Annotated in this window: 16 protein-coding genes and 1 pseudogene; 10 read left to right on the top strand and 7 right to left on the bottom strand. The window is 49.5% G+C overall.

Translation table 11 applies throughout. From position 1 onward, the window contains the following. The first annotated feature begins 196 nt into the window (after positions 1-196). A complete protein-coding gene (locus Pan241w_RS08240) occupies positions 197-1,150 on the top strand; it encodes a PP2C family protein-serine/threonine phosphatase (protein ID WP_145213641.1) in 954 nt (317 codons plus the stop codon). Continuing rightward, positions 1,143-2,948 (top strand): cation:proton antiporter, encoded by a 1,806-nt coding sequence (locus Pan241w_RS08235; RefSeq protein WP_145213638.1) that lies wholly within the window; start codon positions 1,143-1,145, stop codon positions 2,946-2,948. Before Pan241w_RS08240 ends, Pan241w_RS08235 begins: the two co-directional genes overlap by 8 nt. Positions 2,949-3,060: 112 nt before the next feature. Here Pan241w_RS08235 and Pan241w_RS08230 read toward each other — a convergent pair whose 3' ends face one another. Next, entirely contained in the window at positions 3,061-3,960 is a 900-nt protein-coding gene (locus Pan241w_RS08230) for a helix-turn-helix transcriptional regulator (protein ID WP_198000400.1), read from the bottom strand. Positions 3,961-4,101: 141 nt separating this feature from the next. Between Pan241w_RS08230 and Pan241w_RS29685 the strand changes: the two are divergent. From Pan241w_RS29685 to Pan241w_RS08190, 7 genes and pseudogenes are all read left to right on the top strand, one after another. After that, positions 4,102-5,181, top strand: a pseudogene (locus Pan241w_RS29685) (SMP-30/gluconolactonase/LRE family protein). Beyond that, positions 5,178-6,218: a peptidyl-alpha-hydroxyglycine alpha-amidating lyase family protein gene (locus Pan241w_RS08215; RefSeq protein ID WP_145213626.1), complete on the top strand. Its 1,041-nt coding sequence runs from the start codon at positions 5,178-5,180 to the stop codon at positions 6,216-6,218. The pseudogene Pan241w_RS29685 and the gene Pan241w_RS08215 overlap by 4 nt, the downstream one beginning before the upstream one ends. Beyond that, the gene (locus Pan241w_RS08210; RefSeq protein ID WP_145213621.1) at positions 6,215-7,354 is read left to right on the top strand and encodes a malate/lactate/ureidoglycolate dehydrogenase; all 1,140 of its coding nucleotides are present in this window, start codon (positions 6,215-6,217) and stop codon (positions 7,352-7,354) included. The genes Pan241w_RS08215 and Pan241w_RS08210 overlap by 4 nt, the downstream gene beginning before the upstream one ends. Continuing rightward, positions 7,347-8,147 (top strand): cupin domain-containing protein, encoded by an 801-nt coding sequence (locus tag Pan241w_RS08205; protein ID WP_145213619.1) that lies wholly within the window; start codon positions 7,347-7,349, stop codon positions 8,145-8,147. The genes Pan241w_RS08210 and Pan241w_RS08205 overlap by 8 nt, the downstream gene beginning before the upstream one ends. Before the next feature lie 44 nt (positions 8,148-8,191). Beyond that, the gene (locus tag Pan241w_RS08200; protein ID WP_145213616.1) at positions 8,192-9,667 is read left to right on the top strand and encodes an Nramp family divalent metal transporter; all 1,476 of its coding nucleotides are present in this window, start codon (positions 8,192-8,194) and stop codon (positions 9,665-9,667) included. Positions 9,668-9,717: 50 nt separating this feature from the next. Further along, positions 9,718-12,684, top strand: coding sequence for a PSD1 and planctomycete cytochrome C domain-containing protein (locus Pan241w_RS08195; protein WP_232107387.1), 2,967 nt, complete (start codon positions 9,718-9,720; stop codon positions 12,682-12,684). Between the two features lie 20 nt (positions 12,685-12,704). Beyond that, a complete protein-coding gene (locus Pan241w_RS08190; protein ID WP_145213613.1) occupies positions 12,705-14,159 on the top strand; it encodes a DUF1501 domain-containing protein in 1,455 nt (484 codons plus the stop codon). A 32-nt stretch (positions 14,160-14,191) separates the two neighbouring features. Here the strand turns inward: Pan241w_RS08190 and Pan241w_RS08185 are convergent, their stop codons facing one another. After that, a complete protein-coding gene (locus Pan241w_RS08185) occupies positions 14,192-14,683 on the bottom strand; it encodes a carboxypeptidase-like regulatory domain-containing protein (protein ID WP_145213610.1) in 492 nt (163 codons plus the stop codon). Between the two features lie 481 nt (positions 14,684-15,164). Between Pan241w_RS08185 and Pan241w_RS08180 the strand changes: the two genes are divergently transcribed. Then, the gene (locus Pan241w_RS08180; protein ID WP_145213607.1) at positions 15,165-16,223 is read left to right on the top strand and encodes a DUF1559 domain-containing protein; all 1,059 of its coding nucleotides are present in this window, start codon (positions 15,165-15,167) and stop codon (positions 16,221-16,223) included. A gap of 131 nt (positions 16,224-16,354) precedes the next feature. Here Pan241w_RS08180 and Pan241w_RS08175 read toward each other — a convergent pair whose 3' ends face one another. The 5 genes from Pan241w_RS08175 to Pan241w_RS08155 form a co-directional block, all read right to left on the bottom strand. Further along, positions 16,355-17,821: a DUF1501 domain-containing protein gene (locus tag Pan241w_RS08175; protein ID WP_145213604.1), complete on the bottom strand. Its 1,467-nt coding sequence runs from the start codon at positions 17,819-17,821 to the stop codon at positions 16,355-16,357. Between the two features lie 45 nt (positions 17,822-17,866). Further along, positions 17,867-20,821 (bottom strand): PSD1 and planctomycete cytochrome C domain-containing protein, encoded by a 2,955-nt coding sequence (locus Pan241w_RS08170; RefSeq protein WP_145213601.1) that lies wholly within the window; start codon positions 20,819-20,821, stop codon positions 17,867-17,869. Between the two features lie 152 nt (positions 20,822-20,973). Further along, positions 20,974-22,176 carry an efflux RND transporter periplasmic adaptor subunit gene (locus Pan241w_RS08165; RefSeq protein ID WP_145213598.1) on the bottom strand — a complete coding sequence of 401 codons (1,203 nt, stop codon included), beginning with the start codon at positions 22,174-22,176 and terminating at the stop codon, positions 20,974-20,976. A 7-nt stretch (positions 22,177-22,183) separates the two neighbouring features. Then, positions 22,184-24,547, bottom strand: coding sequence for an ABC transporter permease (locus tag Pan241w_RS08160; protein WP_145213595.1), 2,364 nt, complete (start codon positions 24,545-24,547; stop codon positions 22,184-22,186). A 2-nt stretch (positions 24,548-24,549) separates the two neighbouring features. After that, the gene (locus Pan241w_RS08155) at positions 24,550-25,293 is read right to left on the bottom strand and encodes an ABC transporter ATP-binding protein (RefSeq protein ID WP_145213592.1); all 744 of its coding nucleotides are present in this window, start codon (positions 25,291-25,293) and stop codon (positions 24,550-24,552) included. Between the last annotated feature and the right edge of the window lie 506 nt (positions 25,294-25,799).

Here is a 25,799-nt window from a genome sequence, read left to right as displayed (position 1 = left end):
TCCGCAGAAGTAGTTTAACTGCAGCACTTTTCATGCAGCGGTTCCCATTCCAACACATTGTTCCAATTGGGAATGTGAAATGCATTGAGTTAGCACATTCAGAACAGTGAATGGCTGAGCGCGTGTTAAATTTCGTCCGTGAACAAAATACTCACTGAGACCGATACAACTAAATCCAGGAAACAGGAGCAGTACGATGACAGGAAAGATGGATTGCTATGGCTTGACACATACCGGCCCCCAACAGCTCCCAAACCAAGATCAATTCCTCATTGCTGACCTGGAGAAATCCATGCGGATTCATTTGAGTAGTTTAAGTCTGGATAACCATTCCAGACTTTTCGGAAACTCTCAAGCGAAACTGTTAATGGTCGCTGATGGAACTGGTAATTCAGAAACCGGCGATTTAGCCAGTCGACTGGCGACCGATAGTATCACGCGTTATTTTTTGAACAACATGCCCTGGTTTCTTCAGTGGGATGAAGATTCAGATGATGACATGTGCGATGCACTGATCAATGCGTTTGAGCAATGCCAGAAACGTATGGAAACCGACGTCCAGGAACATCCGGAGCGTGCAGGAATGGGAGCATCGTTGACGTTGGCTTACATAGTCTGGCCACAGTTGTATGTCGTGCATACCGGCCATACTCGCTGTTTCCTATACAGACAATCGAATCTCCATCAACTGACTAGAGACCATAGTCTGGCAGAGAGACTGGTAACCAATGGTACTTTAGAGGAAGATGAAGTCCCGGAAATCTGGCAAAATTTATTATTAAATTCAATTGGAGGAGACGGGGACAGTGTACTCAATCCTGATATCTGTAAAATGCAAATACAAATGGGAGATGCATTGCTGTTATGTACGGATGGATTGACAAAGCATGTCCCTGATTCAGTCATCTCCGAGATATTGGGGCAGGACACGATGGCCGATGACACTTGCGTCAGATTACTGAGCGAAGTAGAGGCCCATGAAGGCACAGAGAATGCAACCGTCGTCGTAGCCCGTTTTCTCGATATTGGTGATCAGGATGTGACAATGATTGACTCGCTGGATGTCGAAACAGGGAATACACAACCTCCGCCCAAAGCGAAAAAAATGAAAACCCAACCAAAACCGATCGCTGGAAAACACAATGGGTGAACACGCCATATTGTCACTCGCGTTAATTTTACTTGCAGGAATGTTTTGTCAATGGATCGCCTGGCGGGTCAAACTGCCGGCGATTCTTTTCCTGCTGCCGATGGGCATCCTGGCCGGCTCGGTATCGAATTTACTGCAGCCAGATCAATTATTTGGCGACCTGCTGTTTCCCTTTGTATCGCTGGCCGTTGCCGTGATTCTTTTTGAAGGGAGTTTGACTCTCAAATTTAAGGACATCCCGGGGCTAGAACGTGTGATCCGCAATATGATCACTCTGGGAGTATTGATATCCTGGATCACGATCACACTGGCAACACGCTTGCTGCTTGGTTTTTCCTGGGAAGTCTCTTTCCTGTTTGGCGCTTTAATGGTTGTGACGGGGCCCACGGTCATCATGCCGCTCCTGCGAACGATGCGACCGAAAGAAAATGTTGCCAATATTTTACAGTGGGAGGGAATTTTGATCGATCCCATTGGGGCAATTCTGGCGGTGCTGGTTTTTCAATTTATCGTTTCCGAGGGAACCGACGAAGGTTTTGCAGCCGGTCTGATTGTCTTCGGTAAGATATTACTCAGTGGAGTCTTATTTGGAGTCGCCGGCGGTTTTTGTTTCGGATCTCTGATCAAAAAATATTGGATTCCGCAGTATCTCCATAATTTCGCGGCCCTGGCTTTTGTCTGCACGATTTTTGCCGTTTCCAATATGCTGGCCACAGAATCAGGTTTGCTGGCAGTCACAGTCATGGGAATCTGGCTGACCAACATGAAAGAGATCGATTTAGATGACATTCTGAACTTCAAGGAAAGTCTCAGTATTTTGCTGGTTTCCATGCTGTTTATCATATTAGCTGCGCGATTAAATCTATCCGCATTTATTGATCTGGGCTGGCCAGCACTTGGAATCTTTTTTTTGATTCAATTTTTCGTTCGCCCGTTGAGTGTGCATGTTTGTGCTCTGGGCTCAAAGCTCACCATGCCAGAACGGTATTTGTTGTCATGGATTGCCCCACGTGGAATCGTCGCTGCCGCGATCTCCGCACTGTTTGCGATTAAACTGGAAACAACAGGCTACCCGGAAGCTGCGCAAATGGTCCCACTTACATTTCTGGTCATTATTGGAACAGTCCTGCTGCAAAGTGCGACAGCCAGACCTCTGGCCAGAATCTTAAAGGTAGCAGAACCAGAGCCGAAAGGGTTTCTAATCATCGGTGCGAATCCCGTCACGCAAACGATCGCTCTGGAATTGAACAAAAATGGCTTTCGAACTTTGTTGACCGATCAAAACTGGTCTGCTGTCTCGGAAGCAAAGCTCAAAGGATTATCCGCGTACTGGGGCAATCCGGTATCGGAACACGCAGAACGGCATCTAAACCTGATTGGAATTGGCAATCTCCTGGCCATGTCTCCGCACCTGGAATTGAATGCCTTAGCTGCACAATATTTTCGATTGGAATTTCCGCCGAAATGCATCTTTACAATCCGGAATCATCAGCCGGAATCGGGCCCCACAGAAGAGAAGTCCGTTTTTAAATATGGAGGCCGTTTTCTCTTTGACGAGTCGATTACCTATGAAGATCTGGAAGAACGGCTGAATCAAGGTGCTGAAATCAAAACCACTGAGCTGACCGAAGAGTTTTCTTACGAAGACTATCTCGAAAAACTGGGAGAAGAACGCTTAATGTTGTTCGCCATTGACCCGGGTGATCAGATTCATGTCTTTACTGCTGAGCCAGAATTCCAGCCAAAAGCGAACTGGAAAATCCTGGGGCTTTCTCCAAAAGTGACGACGCAAGAATAAACTGCTTGAAGACTGAAGCCACTGGAAAGCGAGATCGCAATAAACAACCTGGAACCAACAGGTTTAATCGAATAATTACAGTGAGGCATACTGTGTATTAATTCGCTTACCACTACTTGCGAAACTCCGAAGGAGTTTCTCCTGTATGTTTTCGAAACGTCTGGCTGAAGTAGGTTGGCGAAGAGAAACCCAGTTTGCTGCTTACCTGATCGATGGTCAGGGAAGGATCACAGAGCAAGCGTTTTGCCTGCCAGATTTTGAGTTCGTTGAAGTAGCTCATGATGCCACAACCGAAAGTCGCACGAAAGACTTCCTTGGCACATGTTGCGCTGACATGAACAGACTCTGCCACTTCTGCAATTGTCAACCGGTCATTGACGCGACTAAGCAGAAGACGTCGAATCTGCTGAGCCACACCGTGTTCTCTTGCATTGATCAGGTCGGGCGAAAGTCGTTCCAGCACAAGTCCCAGAAAAGTCCAGAGTCGCCCCGCCACTCCCAGTTTTTTCCAGGGACGTTCGACCGTCAGCTGATCAGCGATTTGCCAGAATGCATGTTGTAAATCCGGATCACCGGCAGAATTCAGGTAATGGATACCTTGAACCAGTTGATTCAGTTCTCGACACGCCTCCGCAATCCCTGAACTGACCGGCCAGCGCCCCGGTCGATCAGTATCGATCAAAAAGGAGACGGTTGCCGCGGTATGTGTTCCCGCGTTCGACCAGCAGTGATCAACACCAGGCGCCAGAATGCAGAAGTCACCCGCGTCCAAAGCATGCCGACCTGTTGATGTCTGCAATGTCAATGGCCCCTGCAGGCTGCCATGCATCGCCACGATAGAGTGATGATGCCGTTGCGTAGTCGTACCGGCAGGAAAATGCCCCGACCTGAAGTGCATGAACGGCCGTGGCACAGGAAGAGAATACGCCAGATAGCTCTTATCCACATCAATCATGAGATCTGCACGATTTGCCGAACTATCTTGTGTTCCGGAAACGTGTGTTTTTTTCATAGTGGTATGCCCCGGTCGTTTTATCTCTCGTCCGATTTCAACTGACATTCGGCTGATACTGAATTCACGTCACACAGTCGGCAGGCTTAGAATAGTGACCTGTTACAAGATCAAGTATATCAGCTTCCAGAGGAGTCCGAAATGCGTTGGATCGTTTTAACTATTAGCGTGCTGATTTGCAATTGCATTCCCTCAACATTCATTCGGGCTGAGGATGTTCAGCAGAATCCGATCTTTCCCGAGCACGCGAAACTGGAATTGTTATTTACGCGGCAAGCCAAAATCAATAGCGGTTTAACGGAAGGACCAGCAGTCGCACCTGACGGCAGCATTTATTTCACGGATATGCCTTTTGGAAAACAAGAGAACGGCATGATTCTCCGTTTCGATCCCGCAACAAAACGCACAACGGTATTCACTGATAATAGTGGCAAGTCGAACGGACTTGCGTTTGACTTGAATGGAGATCTGATTTCCTGCGATGGAGCTGACGGCGGTGGTCGGCGGCTGATACGCTGGAATACAAAAACGGGTGAGGGAACGACGCTCGTGGATCGCTTTCATGGGAAACATTTCAATGCCCCCAATGATCTGTGTATTGATTCACAGGGTCGAATCTATTTCACCGATCCCCGTTACATTGGTGACGAAGCACGCGAATTGAAACATCGTGCGGTTTATCGCCTCAACCTGGATTCGACTGTGACTGAAATCACACACATGGTCGAAAAACCAAACGGCATCGCACTCAGCCCGGATTAACGCACATTGTATGTCGGCGATCACAACAACGGCAGTGAAGGTGCCACACCCAGCCCGCATGACCCGGCGCCAATCAAAGGTGCAATGAAAGTCTACGCATTTCCACTGAATGAGAAAGGGCTGATTTCAGGACCGCCGCGAACCCTGGTTGACTTCGGCCAGCAGGCCGGCTGTGACGGGATGACCGTCGATGCGCAAGGCAATCTCTATCTCACCTGCCGCAGTCTTAAAAAACCCGGACTGCTGGTCATTAATCCGCAGGGAAAGGAACTCGCCTTTCTCCCAACAGGACCGAAAAACCAGAGCGGTGAGTTTGAAGACTGGAAAGGTATTCCCAGCAATGTTGAGTTTGGCATCGGCGACGATAAGAACACACTGTATGTCACCATCGACAAGAGCCTGTATCGCGTGCGCGTCAAAACAGAAGGGTTTCATCATATTTACCGGAGCAAACCATGACAGCTGAGACCTTTGCTAACAAAAATCAAAGAGCCGTTGAAGTCGGCGAGAAGGCATTCCGCTATCGCGTCGCGGAGAACTGGCCGAGACTGCCCCCCGAATTGAATTTGATCGAAGTCACTGCGGTTGCGACAGACTCGCGTAATCGAGTGTATGTTTTCAATCGCGGCACACATCCGGTTGCGATCTTCAATCCGGATGGAACGTTCAAATCTACGTGGGGCGAAGGCGTTTTCGCGCGAGCACACGGAATTACCATCGGGCCGGACGATGCGGTTTATTGCGTTGACGACCTAGATCATACGGTTAAGAAATTTTCCGCCGACGGCGAGTTCTTAATGACCTTAGGCACCAGCGGGCATTTTTCTGACACCGGTGCGACCAGCGTGGATTACCGCAACATTCAACGTGCCGGAGCCCCTTTCAATTTTCCTACAAATCTGGCAATCTCGCCCTGTGGCGATCTCTACGTGGCCGATGGTTACGGTAACGCACGCATCCATCGATTCACGGCAGACGGGGAACTGCTGTTGTCCTGGGGAGAACCCGGCGATGGTCCGGGACAGTTTCATATCCCGCACGGTATCGCCGTTGATCACAGCGGAATAATTTATGTTGCCGATCGTGAAAACAGTCGGATTCAGATTTTCACCGCCGAAGGTCAATATGTCACCGCATGGAACGATGTCGCCCGTCCCTGTGAAGTGTTTATCGATCACGCTTCCAACGTGTATGTCGCTGAGCTGGGGTTTCGCGCAGGGATGTGGTCAGACACGCATCCACCAACGCCCGACGCCACCGGCGGTCGAATGAGTGTCTTCAATCTGCAGGGAGAACTGCAGTCCCGCTGGGGAGGTGGCGAGACCCCCTGCTCTCCTGGAGATTTCTTTGCTCCGCATGACGTCTGGGTCGATTCAGATGGCGATGTTTATGTCAGTGAAGTCACCATGTCTGCGGGAGGCAACCGAGGGCTGGTTTCGCCGGACTGCCACACTCTTCAGAAATTCATTCATCAATCGAAAGAGGTGTTACGATGAAATTTCAACACGACCATCTGATATCACTCGCAGCAGAGATATTCGCAGCAGCAGGCTGCCAACCGGATGAAGCACACCGCGTTGGCCGGCGCCTCGTTGAGGCGAACCTCGTCGGACACGATTCCCATGGCGTAATTCGTATTCCTTCGTACGTGGAATGGTTGCGCAACGGAAAAGTACTTGCCAATCAACCGATTCGGATCGTCAGTGAGAATGACGTGATTGCCGTGGTCGATGGACAATTCGGTCTGGGACAAAGCGTCGGAGAAACAGCGATTCAACTTGGCATCAACAAAGCAGCCCAACAGGGAGTCTCGGTGATCGCATTACGAAATGCGGGGCATCTGGGACGCATCGGTGACTGGGCGGAAATGGCAGCAGAAGCCGGGATGATCTCTCTGCATTTTGTCAATACGAGTGGAGCGGGAATGCTGGTTGCTCCGTTCGGTGGAATCGATCGTCGGCTCTCGGCGAATCCGTTCACTGCCGGGGTGCCTGCTGGAGAGGGAAAGCCAATCATTCTTGATATGTCGGCCTGTACTGTCGCCGAGGGAAAGATTCGTCTTGCCCTCAATCAGGGAAAGATGGTTTCAGACGGTTGCCTGATTGATTCAGAAGGGAATCCGACCAATGACCCCCGGCACTTTTATGGAGATCCACCGGGCGCGATTCTCCCCATTTCCGGTCATAAAGGTTCCGGCCTTTCGTTGATCATCGAACTACTCGCCGGCGCGCTCACAGGCAGTTCGTGTACGAATCCGGAAAACGCCTGGCGGGTGGCAAACGGGATGCTGTCGATTATCATTGACCGTAGTTTCTTTGGCTCTGCAAATGAATTCTTTCCAGAGATGGAACGTTTTGTTACATTCGTTAAGAGTTCACGAACCGTAATCGACAATGGTGAGATTCTCATGCCAGGCGAACTGGAACAGCGAACCAGGGCCCGGCGATTGGAATCTGGTATTGAATTAGACGAAATTACCTGGAAGCAAATCTGCGAAACATGTCAGTTACTGGACATCAAACATGGTTTTGCAGAAGCCGACCTGACAGTTCAGACATTCCAGGATAGTCAAATCACCATGCCGGGCTGTGAGCCCATTTCAGGCAAATCAGGGAGCCGGATCCATGAGTAGTACACAACAGCAGGGACGACAGGAAGTCATCGTGTCCGTGAATGAATCATCAATCGTTTCGCTGACTGAAAATGTTGAATTCCAAGCACTGATTTCAGGCGATCTGGGTTCGCAAGGACTCTCTACTGGAATCGCAATATTTCAACCAGATGCCGTCCTTCCAGCCCATGTGCATCCGGTCAGCGAAGTGATCGTTCCCCTTTCGGGAAAGATCCATGTTATCGTTGAAGGACGCCGCTATGTACTAGAGCAGTACGACGCCCTGCATGTGCCGGCCGGGTTACCCCATTGGGTTCACAGTGATCTGAGTGAACAGCCGGTTTCCTGCTTCGTGGCTTTTGCCAGCGAGCAACCAACGCGGGAGTGGGTGGAAAAGAAGTTTTCTATTGAAGACTGCTCAGAGACCAATCCCTCGTCTGCCGAGCACTTGACTCGATTTGAAACAGCGTCTGTTTACGAGCTATCATCAGGGGCTCTTTTTCGTGATTTGTTTGCCCGTCGGTATGGTTCCCGGGGAATTTGTGGCGGCTACGGCCTGTTTCAGCCAGGCGCTTCGCTGCCGTGCCATATCCATGGGTTTGATGAATCGATTACAATTATTGAAGGGACGGCGGTCTGTCAGGTCGCGGGAAGTGAATATGAATTGTCCGACTGCGATACAGCGGGCATCCCGCAAGACCGTCCGCACCGATTTATAAATCGGTCCAAGCGTCCCATGGCAATGATCTGGGTGTATGCCGGCGATGAGCCGGACCGGACGATATTGGAGCAGTGTTGTTGTGAAGAAGCTTGACCAGCGAATCTAGCAGATGATGCGAACCATTTAAGAAAGACGCGATGACTACCAATTCGAATCCGAAGTCAAAACCAATGCTGTTCGGGAGTCTTGCTCCCTGGGACGAAGGCGATTTGCCGGCGCCGCCGCCGTTTTCAGTGCGCAACCTGTTCCGCACAATCGGCCCTGGTGCGATCTTGCTGGCCGGATCAATTGGTGGTGGCGAGTGGTTGATTGGCCCTACGATTACTGTCAAGTACGGAATGAACATTCTCTGGATCGCAACGGTTGCTATCGCTTTACAACTGCTGTTTAACCTGGAAGCCATCCGCTACACCCTTTATACGGGCGAGCCGATTCTGGTGGGAATCATGCGTTTGCGTCCCGGCTCCCGATTCTGGGCTGGCGGATACATCTTTGCCACAATTTCACAATTAGGAGTACCTGCTCTCGCAGCAGGTTGTGCTTCAGTCCTGTTTGCCTCCTTTGCCGGTCATCTGGCGGGTGAAGGAGATGCCACTATGTTAAATTACCTCACCTATGCGGTCATTGTTTTCACCATCTGTATTCTGCTCTCCGGTAAGACGATTGAACGGATGCTGGAATACTTTTCGTGGATTATGATTGCTTTCATATTTTCCTTCCTGATCATAGTGAATGTATTATTTGTCCCCCTGGATCATTGGATGAAAACTTTGACCGGCTTCTTCCAGTTTGGTAGTCTGCCCGCTGATGTCGACGTGTTGTTACTGGCCGCCTTCGCAGCGACAGCCGGTTCGGGAGGCGTTGGAAATCTGGTCATTACCAACTGGTACCGCGATAAAGGCTTTGGCATGGGTGGAAAGGTCGGAGCGATTACAAGTGCGTTCAGCCACAGCGAAATGCAGCTCTCTTCGGTAGGAAAGGTGTTTCCGATTACTGAGGACAACCTGCGAAACTGGAATTCCTGGTGGAAGTATGTGTCGGCAGATCAGATCTGGCTCTGGGGAGTGGGATGTCTCGTGGGGATGTTCCTGAATGTAAATCTGGCGACAGCCGTGATTCCTGACAACACAAACATGGATCACATGGCGGCCGGTGCTTTTCAGGCGCGTTATATGGCAGAACATCTCTGGAGCGGCTTCTGGTGGCTGGCTCTGTTGAATGGCTTCTGGGTCCTGATGTCGACCCACTTGAGCAACACTGACGTACTGATTCGAACTGTCACGGATATTGTCTGGGTCGCCAGTCCCCGTCTGCGCGAACGCCGCCGAATGAATATCAGTCGACTGTATTATGCATTTCTGGCAATCGCCACAGTCTGGGGTCTGTTTGCCGTCAACTGGGGACATGCCATCTCCTTGTTTAAAATTCTGGGCGCCGTTGCCGGCCCTGTCCTGGCAATTGCCGCTGTTCAGATTTTAATTGTGAATACGAGCCTGCTACCAAAGGAATTACGACCACCACTTTGGCGACGTTGCGCTTTGGCCTTATGCGCCATTTGCTATGGATGTCTTTCTGCCGCACTGTTATGGGACTTGTTTTTAGCTAAGAATTGAACCAGACTATACCTTACCGTATCTGTTCTATTGGATCTCGGAGATTGACTATGATTAGTAAACTGCTGGCCAAACAAGATCGCCTGCCGTTTTTTAATCAGACAGCGATGATTCGCTTTTCGATTTCGATTCTCTTCTGCTGTGTCGGTACCATCAAATTGCCCGCCGACAAAACAACAGCCGCAAAAAGTCATGTTTTCTATGAGAGCTCCGTCAAGAAAATCATCGAAGCCAAGTGTGTCCGTTGCCATAACCCCAAAACGAAAAAGGCGGGGCTGGACCTGAGCACCGCGCAGGGAATTCTCAAGGGCAGTGAATCCGGGCGGATCGTTCAAGCGGGAGATCCGGAGGCGAGCCTGCTGATTCAGATGATCGAAGCAGAAGAAATGCCGCCTGAGGAGAAAGATCACCTCAATAAAAATCAATTAGAGTCGCTCCGTCACTGGATCACCGGCGGTGCGCAGTTTCGCGAAGCCGTTTCGTCTGCGCCTGCGGTCACGCAGCATGATATTGTTCCCCTACTCTATTTGCGTTGTGTTGCCTGTCATGGTGGACGTCGGCAGGAAGCGGGCCTTGATCTAAGAACACGAGAGTCAATCCTGAAAGGGGGAAAATCCGGACCAGCGTTGATTCCTGGAAAACCGGAAGAAAGTCTGATCGTTCAACGGATCAAATCCGGCGAGATGCCTCCACGACGGAAGCTGGTTTCTGTCAGTGTCAAACCAATGGAAGCCAACGAACTGGAGTTACTTTCCCAGTGGATCAGACTCAAGCTGCCTGAACTGAAAGAGGACCCGACCGATGAATCAGCTTTGTCTGATTCACTGGTGTCGGACAAAGATCGGGAGTTCTGGTCGTTTCAACCTCCTGTAAAAGTGTGGGCCCCTCAAGTCAAACACAGTGACCAGGTCAAAAACCCGATTGATGCATTTATTCTGCGAAAACTGGAAGAACGAGGGCTGACGTTCTCCCCCACAGCAAGTCAGCGCACTTTAATCCGCCGCCTGTATTTTGATCTGACCGGTCTACCGCCAACGCCAAACGAAATCGATCAGTTTCTCAATGATCCTGATGCACACGCGTATGAAAAACTGGTGGATCGTTTATTGGCATCGCGCCGCTATGGTGAACGCTGGGCGCGGCACTGGTTGGATGTCGCCGGGTATGCTGACTCTGAAGGAGCTCAGAACCAAGATAAAGTGCGACCGCACATGTACCGCTACCGCGATTATGTCATTCGTGCTTTCAATCAGGACAAACCCTATTCCCGTTTTCTGACGGAGCAGATCGCCGGTGATGAACTCGTCGATTATCAATCGCGGGAAATCACACAAGAAGCGTATGACTGCCTGGTCGCGACTGGTTTTCTGAGAACTGCGCCAGACAGGACCTTTGCCAACATCACCAACTTTGTACCGGATCGGCTGGAAGTCATTTCCGATGAAATGGACATTCTGGGATCAGCGGTGATGGGATTGACGTTAAAATGTGCGCGATGTCATTCGCACAAATTTGATCCCATTCCACAACGAGACTATTACCGCCTGACGGCGATCTTTAAGGAAGCCTACGATGAACATGACTGGCTGAAATCACAAGGGGCACGCACGCTCCCCCATGTCATGCCTGAAGAACGCCGTCATTACGAGAATCATGAAAAACAATTGACGGCACAAGTCAATCAAACCAGGCAAGCGTTAAAAGATCTCACCGCCAAAACTCTGAAAGTGCAACGGGAGAAAAAGATTCAAGTGTTGCCTGACACAGATCGAAAACAGATCTTGATTGCGTTTTCGAGTGATCCGTCTTCACATACGGCTGAGCAGACGAAGCTGTTAAAAAAACACGAACAACTGATCAATATCGCCCCGGAAGAGTTGAAGAAACTCGATCCCGAATATCAACAGAAATCCGAGGAACTACAGACTCAAATTAAAACTCTGGAAGCGAAACGAATGTCAGAACCCAGGATTCGTGCCCTGTGGTCGCGTGGGTCCCCTTCACCGTCTTATATTCTGAAGCGTGGCAATTATCTGACTCCCGGCCGTCCTGTGAGTCCTGGTGTACCTGCGGTTCTCACAAAAAACAATCCATCATTTATGCTTTCTACTTCAAACTCAAAAGGAAAGTCGGTTGGGCGGCGTCTGGCCTTTGCCCGATGGTTAACCCAACCGGAGAACCCTTTGACCGCACGTGTGATGGTCAATCGAATCTGGCTGCATCATTTCGGAAGAGGTATTGTCAACACGCCGGGTAATTTTGGTCATGCAGGCGAACGCCCTTCTCACCCGGAATTGCTGGATTGGCTTGCGAATGAGTTTGTACGGCAGAACTGGAGCCTCAAAGCCCTGCACCGACTAATGGTTACTTCGAATACCTATCGACAGAGTTCGACCGTCCTCGAACAGGCTTTACGGATTGACCCCGACGGACGTCTTCTATCGCGGATGCCACTCAAGCGAATGGAAGGGGAAGTTCTCAGAGATACGTTGCTCTATCTTTCAGGCCAACTGGATGAAACTCCCTTTGGGCCGGCCGATCCGGTTGAAGTCCGATCGGATGGCCTGGTGACGTCAAAACGTTCTGAGCGTGGATGGCGCAGAAGCATCTATATACTCCAACGTCGCACACAAATCCCAACGCTGCTGGATAATTTCGACTACCCGCAAATGGGGCCGAATTGTCTGCGCCGGGGAGAATCGCTTGTTGCTCCACAGGCGCTGCATTTAATGAACGATCAAATGGTCCATCAGCTGGCAGTCCATTTTGCAGACCAGATTCGGAGTGAAGTGGGAACCGATCTACAGGCGCAAGTCAAACAGGTTTATCTAAAAGCATTTGGTCGCACTCCGACAGCAGAAGAGGAACAGATTGGCATAACCGCCCTGAAGCAACTGGCAGCGAAATGGCAAGCGACTAACAAACAAAAAAAAGAGAAGACGGACAGTAATCATAAATCGCTGGTGAATTATTCGCATGCGATCTTCAACCTGGCAGAGTTTCAATATATCGATTAATTAAAATAACGAGTCGTCACATGAAACAGGATCACTGCTTTCAAAATCAAATACCGAGACGCAGTTTTTTTCAACAAGTCTCTACGGGGATTCAGGGTGCCGCATTGACCTGGCTGCTACAGCAGGATCTGTATGCTGAGTCAAAATCAAAACCCCACCCGGAAACGCCTTCATTTGGCCCGCATCATCAACCGCGTGCGAAATCGGTCATCCATTTGTTTATGAATGGGGGACCGAGCCAGATGGATCTGTTTGATCCCAAGCCGCTACTCGATCAATTTCATGGTAAGCAGCACTTTGACAAAATCGCAGGGGAAGTCGAATTCCCAGAGCAAGCGGGCGCTTTGATGAGGAGCCCGTTCAAGTTTTCCCAACATGGTGAATCGGGAATGTGGGTTTCTGACGTCATGCCTCATCTGGCGACTCAGGTAGATGAACTCACCATGATTCGTTCGATGTATACCACCAACCTGACTCACGAACCCGCGCTCTATAAAATTCAATCGGGCAGTGAATTTCCGGGACACCCGGCTCTCGGCGCGTGGGTCTCGTATGGACTGGGAAGCGAAAACAAAAACCTGCCTGCTTACGTTGTCATGGATGATCCCCTGGGTCTGCCTGTGAATGGAATCGAAAACTGGCAGGCCGGTTTTCTGCCGGCACAACATCAAGGGACGCGATTTCGCGCGACAGGGTCTCCGGTATTGAACCTGAAACCCGGCTATGATCAACCTGACGCCGTTTCCAAACTCGAACGTGACTTAATCACACGTTTAGACAAAATCCATCAACGCAAACATACGCACCATCATCAGTTGGAAGCGCGTTTATCGACTTACGCCCTGGCAGCACGGATGCAGATCGCCGCCTCGGATGCACTCGATCTTTCGCAAGAGACAGCAGAAACACAAAAAATGTATGGCATCGGGCAGCCAGTCACCGAATCGTATGGTCGCAGATGCCTGATTGCCCGCAGACTGATTGAACGAGGCGTGCGATTCGTGCAGTTATTTATCAACAGTCAAATCTGGGATACTCACAGTGCGATCGCGACCAGCCTGAAAGATGCATGCCAGCGAACCGATCAACCGGTGGCTGCCTTGTTGAGAGATCTGAAACAACGAGGATTGTTAGACGAAACACTCGTCATGTGGGGTGGCGAAATGGGCCGCCTGCCGATCGCCCAACTCTCGGCAGATAAAGACGAACGCAAATCGGGCCGGGATCATAATAAAAATGCGCTCTGCACCTGGATGGCAGGCGGCGGCGTCAAGCGCGGGCTGACCTGGGGAGAGACCGACGAATTGGGTTTTGCCGCTGTCGAAAACCGGGTCAGTGTGCCGGACTGGCACACCACGATGCTGCATCTTCTGGGATTAAACCACGAAGAACTCTTCATTCCCCGAAACGGTTTAAACGAACGCCTGACAGGCGTGGGTAACAATCCACGTGTGATTCAGGATATTCTGGCCTAACAATTACAGCGCCATTTTTTAACCCGAAACGCTCAGTCGTTTAATTCAAACTTCAGATCAGTGACTTCTTCTCCTTCAGGAACTGAAGCCGTCAGCCCTGAGGTCTCGGCGTTCGCATATTTTTCCGGAAGCAGATTCTTGGGAGGCGCCTCTACAGTCGGATTCGGATCATAGTTCGGATCATCCTCTGGCAAGGCTTGACTTGTGCTGGTTGCTTCCAGCTTGGAAATCATGACCGTGTACTCTCCTGGAACGACGCCGTCGGTTCCTTCAAATGTTCCCATCTTGAAAGCACCTGTCGCATCCGTTCGCCCATTTGCGGTTTGACCTTCAGAACTAGCAGGGCGAAATACAATAATGGCATCTTCAACAGGGTTACCCTGATAAGTAATCACTCCAGAAACAGAATTCCTTACCGGGCGTGTGTCTTCAGGACCACCACCACAGCCATGTAATGACAAGACCATGAAGATTGATAAAAGACTGATTCCATTAAACAATCGATTCCCTAAGTCATTTCGCATTATCAAACCCACTTTGCCATTCTAAAAACAACTAGAAATAAACTAAGATACTTAATTAAAACCAAACGGTAGAACTAAGTCTTTAAATTAGCGGAGAACGTAAGGAACATCCCCTTAATATCAATATTCTCTTAGTATGTTAGTTGAAATCACTAAGAATTCAACTAACATTAATAAGTAGTTGAAAGTAGATTATTGCTTATCAACATTCTCCAGAGAATTTGATCATTCCAAACAATCACCAAATCACATCTTGAGTTGACCTAATTTAAAATACTAAAGTGATGCTCTTTAACAGTACAGCGTTTAAGTAATCTGTACTGTTAATTCTCATTTAATAACGCGACTTTTACTTTCTGCCAATCTAGTGACGAGTTTTTAATCAATTCGTTTTTTTCCAGGAGATATTTATTCCTGTATCCCCTTTTAACAAGCGCCAATCGGGGATTGATTCTACTTAATTTAATAAGGAGTATCTTTGGTGAAGAGTTTATCGAGAGACAGACGTAAGGGATTCACATTAATTGAACTGCTGGTCGTGATTGCCATTATCGCTATTTTAATTGCCTTACTGTTACCAGCAGTCCAGCAGGCTCGCGAAGCAGCCCGTAGATCTACCTGTAAGAACAATTTAAAACAAATTGGTCTGGCACTTCACAACTACCACGATGTGTTTGGAATGTTTGTCCTGCGTAAAGGAGGTACGAACGGGTCAGATAGCAACACATCAAACCGTGGTCGACTGAGTGGATTTGTTGGACTGTTGCCTTATATGGATCAGGCTCCTCTGTTTAACAAAATTGCAGCAGGTGACGCAACACGTTCGCCCTTCGGTCCTGCTGCCTGGAGAGGCTGGGGCGTCTGGAATGTCGCCATTCCCATGCTGAAGTGTCCATCGGACGGCCGCAACAAGCAGCTAATTCGAGCACAGAACTATGTCTTCTGTATTGGTGACTCAGCCACCAGCATCAATGGCACCAACTCACGCGGGTTATTTCCAAATCGGTATGGGACTCGAATCCGGGATATCACCGATGGAACCAGTAATACCATCGCCATGAGTGAGCATGTCCGGGCTAACTATGGTCCCAATATCAGTAATGCCGGACGAAAACGAGTCGAAGGGATTGCCATGAGCCAGGCACCTCGTACCAATCCAGGATCATGCATGACACTGGCTTCCGGCGCAGCTTGGGTAAGCGGGACGACTGTTAAAGGAAGACATGGAACATCGCTCTGGGATGGACAGGCAGAACGTTGTGGATTCAACACGGTCCTGCCTCCCAATGGTCCTTCCTGTGCCGAAGGCACGAACGTCAATGCCGACTCAGGTCATGCAGCACTTGCTCCTTCCAGTCTGCATGTCGGTGGCGTGCATGTGCTGATGGCGGATGGTGCCGTACGGTTTGTTTCTGAAAACATTGATACGGGCGACCTGAGTCAGCCTAGCCCAAGTCCCTCTTCAACGATTGCCAGCCCATATGGTACTTGGGGTGCATTGGGAACGAAGGACTCTGAAGAAATCATTGGTGAATTCTAAATCATCACCAATAAAAAAACGTGATTGACGAAATTAAAAATCCCTCCTCGCTCCTGAGCGAAGGGGGATTTTTTGTCGACCTTGAAGTCAGCCCCCCGTCGTTTGAGTCACCATGTTTGTTCGAAGATCACTCAGGCAATGATCTCCTGAATCAATTCCCCTCCTAAATCAGTAAGGCGATAATCGCGACCATTGAAACGATACGTCAGTTTCATATGATCAATGCCCATCAGATGCAGCAATGTCGCATGCAGATCATTCACGCCGACGCGATTATGAATGGCTTTGTAACCAAAATCATCACTGGCACCATATTGAACGCCCCCTTTAATCCCGCCACCTGCCATCCACATGGTAAAGGCATTCGGATTATGATCGCGGCCCTGGCTTCCCTGCGAGTCGGACGTTCTTCCAAACTCGCCTCCCCAGACGACCAGTGTGGAATCTAACAGACCACGAGATTTCAAGTCGGCCAGAAGTGCGCCGATGGGCTGATCAACAGATTTCGCGGCAATTCGATGATTGAGGCCGATATCACTATGACCGTCCCAGGGAACGTCAGCGACTCCGCCACCGCCACCATTTGTCCCGGCATAAATCTGAATAAATCGCACGCCTCGTTCCACCATCCGCCGGGCAGTGATGCATTGTTTGGCAACCAGTTCTGTTTCTTTCTGGTTGACACCATACATTTTCTGAATCGCCTCTGATTCCTCTTTCACATCTAATGCCTCTGGTGCTGCAGTCTGCATGCGATAGGCGAGTTCAAACGATTCCAGTCGTGCGGCCAGATCGGCTTCATGGGGCCTTAACTGTTGATGCCGGGCATTCATTTGTTTCAACAGATCCAGCTGTTTTCTCTGCTGCTGGTCAGTCATTGTTTTCAAACGGGACAGATTAGAAATAGGGACGTTGCTTCTGCCGTCAATGGCCGTCGGTTGATAGACTTTAGGCAAAAAGCCGGGAGCCCAGATTGGATTTCCCCCACGAGGCATTGCACCATGCATGACAACAAAGCCCGGTAGATTCGAATTTTCGGTCCCCAATCCATAGGTCACCCAAGACCCCATACAGGGCCTGCCCTGCAGGAACACTCCTGAATTCATTTCTAACATCGCGGGTGTATGGTTATTCGAGCGGGAAAAGCAGGAATAAAGGAACGACATGTCATCGACATGGTTCGCGATGTTGGGAAAGATCTCCGAAACCCATGCTCCCGATTCACCATACTGTTTAAACTTGAAAGGAGACTTCAATAGTTTCCCACTGGTTGTGAAGAACCCGGTTTTGGGATCTGCGCCTTCCAGCTTTTCTCCATCCTTTTTCTGCAGCATCGGTTTATAGTCGAACGTATCAACTTGCGAGGGGCTGCCTGGCATAAATAGCCAGATTATCGATTTTGCTTTCGGTACAAAATGAGGTGGTTTTGTCTCTAAGCCTCCCTCATCTGCAGCCTCGATTGAAGAAAGCAGTCCCTGTTCCTTCAACAGACCCGTTAAGGCTAAACTACCGAAGCCTAGTCCCGCGTTTTTTAGAAAGGAACGTCGAGCACGAACATCAAAAGGCCGGTCTGTTTGTACTGAAGCATGTTCGCTCATCGCGTCATCTTTCTGAAATGAGATCAACTACGGAATCTTCACCATTCAATCAACAAATACAAATTCATTCATACAAAATATCAACTGACAAAAATCGGCCACCGCCAATTCGTATGCTTTCGGATTCGCTCCGTAGGATTCTGCCTGGTAATGAATAAACTGCAGCATCTGTTGCTGCTCAGTTGGATCAGGCTGCCTGGACAGCGCGATTGCATACACATCGTTTACCGTTTGTTCCAGGCTGATCTTTGCATTGGGACGAACACGTTTTGCAAATTGTTCTGACAATCTACGAATAAACGGCGAATTCATCATGGCCAGAGCCTGAGGAGGAACTGTGGTTACATTTCGTTTCCCCACACTTTGAATTGCATCAGGCGCGTCAAACAACTGCAGAATGGGAATTAACTTATCTCGTTTTACAGTCAGATAAATACTGCGTCGTTTCTCTTCCTGATTCAATGTCCCCGGACCAAACATCTTCTGATCCAAGGAGCCGCTGACTGACAGCAAAGTATCGCGGATAATCTCAGCATCCATACGAATTGCAGGACGCCGCCACCACAAATGATTCTCCGGATCATGCTTCACGCCACTCGCATTTGACTGACCTGACTGCTGATAAACGGCGCTCAGCATCATCAATTTATGAATTGGCTTCAGGTTCCAGTTGCCCTTGATGAGTTGAACTGCGAGATAATCCAGAAGTTCGGGATGAGTCGGACGAAAACCTTGCGTTCCAAAATCGCTGGGTGTCTCGACAATTCCTCGTCCAAAATGATGATGCCAGAGTCGATTCACAATCACCCGTGCTAATAGATGTCCCGCTCCCTGATTGGTATCTGTCAGCCAATCCGCAAATGCAATTCGAGGATGACGCGGCTGGGCATTTTTCTCTGTTTTTTCCAGCAACCATTCTTTTTCTTGAGTGTCGCTCGTCATGAGCACTTGCAGAAAACCAGGTGCCGCCAACCCATTCTTGCGATTGGAATTCCCACGCACCAGATAGTACACCTTGCGGGTATCTGCGCCAAAATTGTAAGTTGCCCCTCCCTTTCGCGCTGCAAAGACAGGCAACAAATCACGCTTGGGGTGCAGCTTCATATTGTCCTGCTCAGCGTCATTCAGTTCCACCCAGCCGGCATCGTAGGGTGCATACCACTTCAACAGTTCCTGTTGTTGTTTGTCATTTCTTTTCTCAGCTGCCAAGGTCAGAATCGTTTGGATATTTTTGGGAGGCGTCGTATCTTTCGCTTTAAAATAAAAGCCGGAAGGCCCTGAGGCATTCACAATTTTGATCAGCAGTTCATTTTTTCCTGCCTGTAACGCCAGTTTGACCATGTCCTGATCCGCGGCCGCACCACCGGTTACTTTTTTCGACAAGACCGATTTGCCATTCAGCCAGACTTTGATGGCATCATCTCGCCCCAGTGATATTTCCAGAGGAGTCGCGACAGGAACCTCAATGGTACGGAAAAGATAATTTGCGGAATTATTACCGGTTAGTGTATTGTGCACTTTGCCATCGGCCCAGGTTGGCTGAGGAGTCCACTTGAGTTTCCCTTTTGAGTAGGTCTGCTTGAGATCCACTTTTTTCTCAGGTGCATGTTTCTGATTGAATGCCTGATCAAAGTTAGCAGACTGAAAGGGACCAATCGAGTGCCAGTCGCTGAGCTGAGGTTGAATTGACTCGGTCGGCCTTTTTTTCAGCCATTCAACCAGTTTTGCTGGCAACGCTTCCTTCTCATATTTCAACCGCGCGTCTACAAATGGCTTGTGTGTCAGATCAAAGGCAGCTTTTTCTTTGTTATATTTTTCCGGGTTTTGATCGTGTTGATAATCCTGGAATCCGGTTTCTGCAAACGCGGCAATCATGCGATAATAATCGTGGCTGGAAACCGGATCAAATTTATGATCGTGACAGCGGGCACACCCCAGCGTCAGACCTAACGTAGCGGTTCCAATCGTGTGAATGACATCATCTAACTGTTCATATCGACTTCGTTCCCGTTCTTTTTGTGTCTGCTGTGAAGTAAAGGGACCTGCTGCCAGGAAACCGGTTGCCGCCTGAGAGAGATAATCTGTGGGGCCTAATTGATCGCCGGCAATTTGCAGCCGAATAAATTGATCATAAGGCATATCTGAATTGAGTGCCTTAATCACAAAATCGCGAAAGTGATATGCAGCGGGGCGGTCTCTATCAAAAGCGTACCCATTGCTTTCCGCAAAGCGGGAAACATCAAGCCAATGCCGAGCCCAGCGTTCGCCATAATGTTGCCCAGCCAATAAGCGATCGATCAGTTTTTCATAAGCATCCGGCGACGGATCATTCACAAATTCTTCAACATCTTTTGGTTCTGGAGGCAGTCCCCAGAGATCGAAATAAACACGTCGGATCAATGTCTGCCGACTGGCAAGCTGATTGGGAGTAATCCCCTGGGCTTCCTGTTTTGCCAGAATAAATTGATCAACGGGCGTCTTGCCCCATGTTGTGTTGTGTGGCGTAGGTGGCGGTGATTGATTTAAGGGTTTGAACGACCAGAATTCGCGGCCTTTCGCGATATCAATTGTCTCTTTTTTGATTTGGGGCACCTTACCATCGCGTGGATCAGGCGCTCCCATTTGAATCCATTTTTCAAAGTCCGCAATCACTTGATCAGACAATTTGTTCTTGGGAGGCATCTCGAATGATTCATGTCGAATCGCAGCAATCAACAAACTATTCTTAACATCTCCTGGGACGATACTGGGACCCGTATCTCCCCCAGTGAGCATCGCAGCTCTGGTGTCCAGCAATAATGCGCCCTCGAGTTTTTCATTCTGCTTTGCTTCTACTGAATGGCATTCGTAGCATTGATTGACAAGCACGGGTCTGATTTTCGTTTCGAAAAACTGAATTCCAGCTTTCGAGGGTTGCGCAGTCGGTGTTGGCTCTGCTGAAAAAGCAGGTTTGAACAGCAGTATCAGTCCCAGGCTAAAGAACGAAAAAGAGCGCAGCATATCAATCGTCCCATTGAGTCATGGTAGGAAAAAAGGTGCGAATGACAGAATCCAAAAGGAGAATCTCATTCTACCAGGCAGGCGTTTGGTTCACACATTGTCAACACAAAATGCAGAATATAAATTGTACCAATAACGGTACACTTAGCAAGCTATTTCCCCACGACAGGTGTACCATCTTCGATTTCGTCGGTCGGGTGCAGGATAAGTAGATCACCTGCTGTAACCCCCTGCGTTATTTCTGTTTCAAGTCCATTGCTCATGCCGATTTCAACGGGTTGTAATTTCGCGTATCCCTCTTCAACAAGAAAAACGTGCCAACCACGCCCCTCACGAAACAATGTACCAGATGGCACCTTTACGACATCCATTGCCTCAGAGACAACAATCCGCGCTTCAATGCGATATCCGTCTCCCAGTGTTTTACGTTTCTCAAAAGGGCTGCTGAAGTCGGCTATGATGTTCACGCGTTGTTCTTCCACACCAAGCGCGGAGACTTTCAGGAACGCGGATGGTTCCACAAGCCGCACCGTCGCCTCGAGCTCGCCGGCACCGCCCCAATGCTCGATAAATATTTTTGCTCCCGGATGAATCTTAACCGCATCGGTCGAAAGAACATCAATCTCCAGTTCCAGGTCGTGCGGATCGCCGAATTCGAGCAGGGGCGTTCCCGGAGTCACCACTCCTGCATTCTCGTGCAATACACGCAAGACCTGACCATTAATCGGAGAAGTCATCGTCAAAGTGCGTGAGGAATTTTTGCCTCCGGAAGTCGGACGCGTACTGATCAATGCTGCTTTGGCAAGCTCCAACTCGAAGTTGGCAACAGCTAGCGCAAAACCGGCTGAATCAACATCTGCTTTTGCCATTCCCTGGTGATGTTCATATTCGTCGAACTCTGACCGAGTAATGGTTTTCATCTGCAACAGCTTGAGCGCCCGTTGATAATCATGCTCGGCTAATTCCAATGCCTCCTTATTACGATGCAACGCTGCCTCTGCTTGTTTGACAGTCGCCTCCGCAGCACGAACACGTGCTGCCGCTTCGGCTTCGGCCCGTGCATCCAAAAGAATCGGATCACTCGGTTCGATCCGGGCCAAAACCGTCTGGTCGGCTTGAATGGGATCGCCTTCCTGAAGTTCGATTCGAAATAAATTTCCGGAGACCGGCGCGGAGACGATATACTTTTCACGAATGCGAGTCTTACCGTCCTCATTGACCGTGACTAAGAATGCACCCTGATCCGCTTGCACAAGGTCTACTTGAACCGGGACCGGCCAAAAGCCATACGCCAGCAACCCACTCAAAATGAGTAAAACCACCAGCAGCGATATTCTCCGCGACCATTTTTTCATTCGACGATTATGCTTTCACTTTGAGAACGGCAATCAAATCCAACTTATCAATCAGGCGACGCACGATCAACGCTGAGACCGTAGCAGCCACCAGAATCACAACAGCCGAGTAAGCAAACGTTGCGCGTGTGATCACCAGTGGGATGCGGTGCGTTTCGGTATCTAATGCCAGAGTTGTGAAGTAGGACAACATGTATCCGAGAGGCAACCCTATAGGCAGAGCGGCTAATGTAATAATTGCCAGTTCAGCGAGCAACACGCGCGAAACTTCCCCTCGGGTAAACCCCAAAATGCGGAGCGTCGCCAGATCACGACTGCGTTCTGCAAGCGTAATTAAGGCACAATTATAGATCACACCAAAGGCGATCACGGAGGCAAAGAGTGCATTCGTAATCCGCATCGGTCTGAGATTCTCAGCTATCGTATCGTGAAAACTCTTCAATGCAGCCTGCTTCAACGTCACTCCTGCTGCTACGGGCGTCTCCTTCAAACGCTGATGAAAATCATTCAGACGCAAAGGGTCCACAGACAGAAACACTCCAGAAATCGATTCTCCTTCACGCAACAGACGATACATGTCTTCTCGAAACATGTATGCCCGCGGTTCCGTATAATCGGGGAAGACAGCAACAATCGGCACTAGACTTCTCTGTCTGCGACCATCCAGAAACTGAATGTGGATTTCGTCTCCCCGTTTCACATCCAGTAATTCCGCCAGTTTTTTCGAAATCGTCAAGCCACCCGCCTTGAGAGTAACTTCTTGAACATCCTGATCCAGTACACGAAATAACCGAGGGCGTTGCTCAAGCCCCATCAATGAAACCCGTCGCGCGTTTCGGCCGTTACTTAACCTTACAGGTGCTGCACGAAATGCTTCTACATATTCAACCCCGGGCAAATGCTGCGCGTCATGAATGGCTCGGGAAGAGAGTGCTTCGTTGAATGTCACCAGGATATCCTGGCGCTGCGCCCGTTGGAATTGCACGTCGATCACATAATTGATCGAATCTTCCACAAATGAACCCAATACAAGCAAGGCCACCCCCAGTGACATCCCGAGAACAGAAAACAACGTTAAACGTAGATTCTGTTTCAAACGCTGAAAGACCATCATTTCAATTCTTGGCAAAAACCGGCTTAACACCAGCCGCTCGATCCACGATTTGTGATACACCGCGGGTGCCTCGGGTTGCATGGCGACAGCCGGTTGCAGAGACATCGCCCGGCGAATCGCGATCGCACCACCAAACAAACCAACAACGAGACTCAAACCTGCAGCCAGGGGAAGCTGGTCCCAGGCCACTTCAAAATATAAAATGGGAAAACGAAAGAACTCTCCATAGTGCGTGACCATACGCTGCATCAGATAGATGCCTGCCCCCGTTCCCAATACGAAACCAAAGGTAACCAGGATCAACAGCATCTTCAGGTAATGCACTCCGATTTCAGTGGGCCGATATCCGAAGGCACGCAGCGTGGCGATTGCTTCCTGCTGATGATGGACAATCCGGGAGAAGACCAGATTAAACAGGAAGGCAGCAACCGCCAGAAATATCATGGGAGAGATATAAGCCATACCACTCAATTGATGTATCTCGTCAGCCACACGACGATGAGAAATCTGGTCATCACGCCCATAAGCACCCAGACCGCCATAGGCTTCAGTGTTGCGGTCAACCTCAGCGATCACATCCTGTTCGGAAGCCCGCGGTAAGAGTTTTATTGACAGATCGTTAAATGCCCCTTCCATATTAAATGCCGCCGCCATTTGCTGGTACGGCATCCAGAACACACCGAAGTGGCGGTTATCAGGTAGAAACTGACCAGGTTGAATGGCATAGATATATTCAGGCGACATTCCAATACCGACGATGCGTAATTTCTCCTGACGCCCGCCCATAATCACCTGCACTGTATCACCGGGTTTCAGATTATGGGCATCGGCAAACAGTTCGCTGGCTAAGACTTCACCGCGCACATCGGGATCAGGCAATCTACCGCGACGCAGATAGACGGCATTCAATTTGGGTTGCCCGTGATCGGGTAATGAAACAAGTCGGCACGTTGCCGGCTCGACCATGCCAGGAATATCGAGAATCACATCGCGGACCACCCGCGTTTCGATCCGTTCTACGCCAGGGATTTCGCGAATCCGCTCTGCCAGCAGATTGGGAGCACGTTTGAGTGAGACAAAGACATCAGCGAAACGATAGTCGCTGTAATATCGATCATAGGTCACTTCGATCGACTGAATCGTACTTAAAGACATTGTATAAGTTGCAACGCCGCAAGCCAGCACCAGACAGATCGCCAGAGCCTGGCCCCACATTCGTTTCAGATCAGCGATGAGTAGTCGGTCCAGAGTTCGCATGGCTACCAGACCAGTTCGTGCGGTAATGATTTTCGTGCGTTTTGTTTTACCTCTGTTATCTGTCCGTCCGACAGACTGACAACACGGTCTGCCATATTCGCGATTGTAGCATTATGCGTAATCACGACCGTTAAGGTTCCCAGTTCCTGGTTAATCTGCCTGAGTGCTTCCAGCACGATGACGCCGGTCTTCACATCCAGGGCTCCCGTCGGTTCATCGCAGAGCAGCACATCGGGCTGTTTGACAATTGCCCGGGCGATGGCCACGCGTTGCTGCTCGCCACCGGAGAGCTGTGCCGGATAGTGATCAATGCGTTTTTCCAGTCCGACCAGATGCAGTGCTTCCTCTGCAGAAAGAGGATCAACGGCGATGTCTGCGACCAGCGCGACGTTCTCGCGTGCGGTCAAGCTGGCGATCAGATTATAAAACTGAAAAACGAACCCGACATGCTCACGACGATAGCAAGTCAGTTCTGCTTCATCGGCGGATGTCAGATTGTGATCCCGAAACTGCACAGAGCCGCCGCTCGGGACATCCAGCCCGCCCAGAATATTCAGTAACGTTGACTTGCCACTGCCCGATGGTCCCAGAATCACGATAAACTCACCAGGAAACAACTCCAGGTCAATCCCACGCAACGCCTGGACTTCGACCTCCCCCATCGGATAGACCTTAGTCAGATTCTGCGTACAAAACAGCGACTCCCCTGCGATTGCCTGGGTCGTGTCAATTGCTTGCTTCTCCATTCGCGCTCCCTGTCAGCTATAACCGCACATCCTCAGATGTTAAAGCAATGCTATCGTGTTTGGAACCAGATGTAACGAATCATCAGCTGGAGACCAATTTTTTTATCTGAAACCAATTTGTCTTCTGGTTCGCTGCAGTGTCTCCAGAAGCATCAGATCGGACTTTGCTGCTTTCATTCGGAATGAGACGTTGGGAATCAACCCCATCCCAAGCAAAGAACTACACAATCATACCGATCCATACCAATCGACAGGTAAAAAACACTGCTCTTGTCCTGATTAGCGACTCAATACGGACTAAAAATCTGCTCCCCAAACCACTGAAAAAGACACATGCGATCACATGTCCTGTTTAATGAACAAACTGGTAAAATTGTTAAAAAAAGAAGAATGTAACAGTTTTTACAGTAGACAATGGACAGATGCATCAGTTAACTCTAGTACCTATATAGAAAATAGATCGATTGCACCAGGAGGGCTTTTTCTTAGTGGTTATGCCTCTCCTA

Origin of the sequence: Gimesia alba (assembly GCF_007744675.1) — a bacterium.
GTDB classification, from domain to species: domain Bacteria; phylum Planctomycetota; class Planctomycetia; order Planctomycetales; family Planctomycetaceae; genus Gimesia; species Gimesia alba.
The sequence above is the reverse complement of the archived record's forward strand: the minus strand, read 5'-3'. Positions and strand labels throughout refer to the sequence as shown.

Excerpts from the sequence above, each read along its gene's own strand:
- Pan241w_RS08175 (WP_145213604.1), bottom strand. The coding sequence starts at position 17,821 with ATGAGCGAACATGCTTCAGTACAAACAGACCGGCCTTTTGATGTTCGT.
- Pan241w_RS08165 (WP_145213598.1), bottom strand. The coding sequence starts at position 22,176 with ATGAAAAAATGGTCGCGGAGAATATCGCTGCTGGTGGTTTTACTCATT.
- Pan241w_RS08170 (WP_145213601.1), bottom strand. The coding sequence starts at position 20,821 with ATGCTGCGCTCTTTTTCGTTCTTTAGCCTGGGACTGATACTGCTGTTC.
- Pan241w_RS08230 (WP_198000400.1), bottom strand. The coding sequence starts at position 3,960 with ATGAAAAAAACACACGTTTCCGGAACACAAGATAGTTCGGCAAATCGT.
- Pan241w_RS08155 (WP_145213592.1), bottom strand. The coding sequence starts at position 25,293 with ATGGAGAAGCAAGCAATTGACACGACCCAGGCAATCGCAGGGGAGTCG.
- Pan241w_RS08190 (WP_145213613.1), top strand. The coding sequence starts at position 12,705 with ATGAAACAGGATCACTGCTTTCAAAATCAAATACCGAGACGCAGTTTT.
- Pan241w_RS08210 (WP_145213621.1), top strand. The coding sequence starts at position 6,215 with ATGAAATTTCAACACGACCATCTGATATCACTCGCAGCAGAGATATTC.
- Pan241w_RS08160 (WP_145213595.1), bottom strand. The coding sequence starts at position 24,547 with ATGCGAACTCTGGACCGACTACTCATCGCTGATCTGAAACGAATGTGG.
- Pan241w_RS08195 (WP_232107387.1), top strand. The coding sequence starts at position 9,718 with ATGATTAGTAAACTGCTGGCCAAACAAGATCGCCTGCCGTTTTTTAAT.
- Pan241w_RS08215 (WP_145213626.1), top strand. The coding sequence starts at position 5,178 with ATGACAGCTGAGACCTTTGCTAACAAAAATCAAAGAGCCGTTGAAGTC.
- Pan241w_RS08200 (WP_145213616.1), top strand. The coding sequence starts at position 8,192 with ATGACTACCAATTCGAATCCGAAGTCAAAACCAATGCTGTTCGGGAGT.
- Pan241w_RS08205 (WP_145213619.1), top strand. The coding sequence starts at position 7,347 with ATGAGTAGTACACAACAGCAGGGACGACAGGAAGTCATCGTGTCCGTG.
- Pan241w_RS08185 (WP_145213610.1), bottom strand. The coding sequence starts at position 14,683 with ATGCGAAATGACTTAGGGAATCGATTGTTTAATGGAATCAGTCTTTTA.
- Pan241w_RS08235 (WP_145213638.1), top strand. The coding sequence starts at position 1,143 with ATGGGTGAACACGCCATATTGTCACTCGCGTTAATTTTACTTGCAGGA.
- Pan241w_RS08240 (WP_145213641.1), top strand. The coding sequence starts at position 197 with ATGACAGGAAAGATGGATTGCTATGGCTTGACACATACCGGCCCCCAA.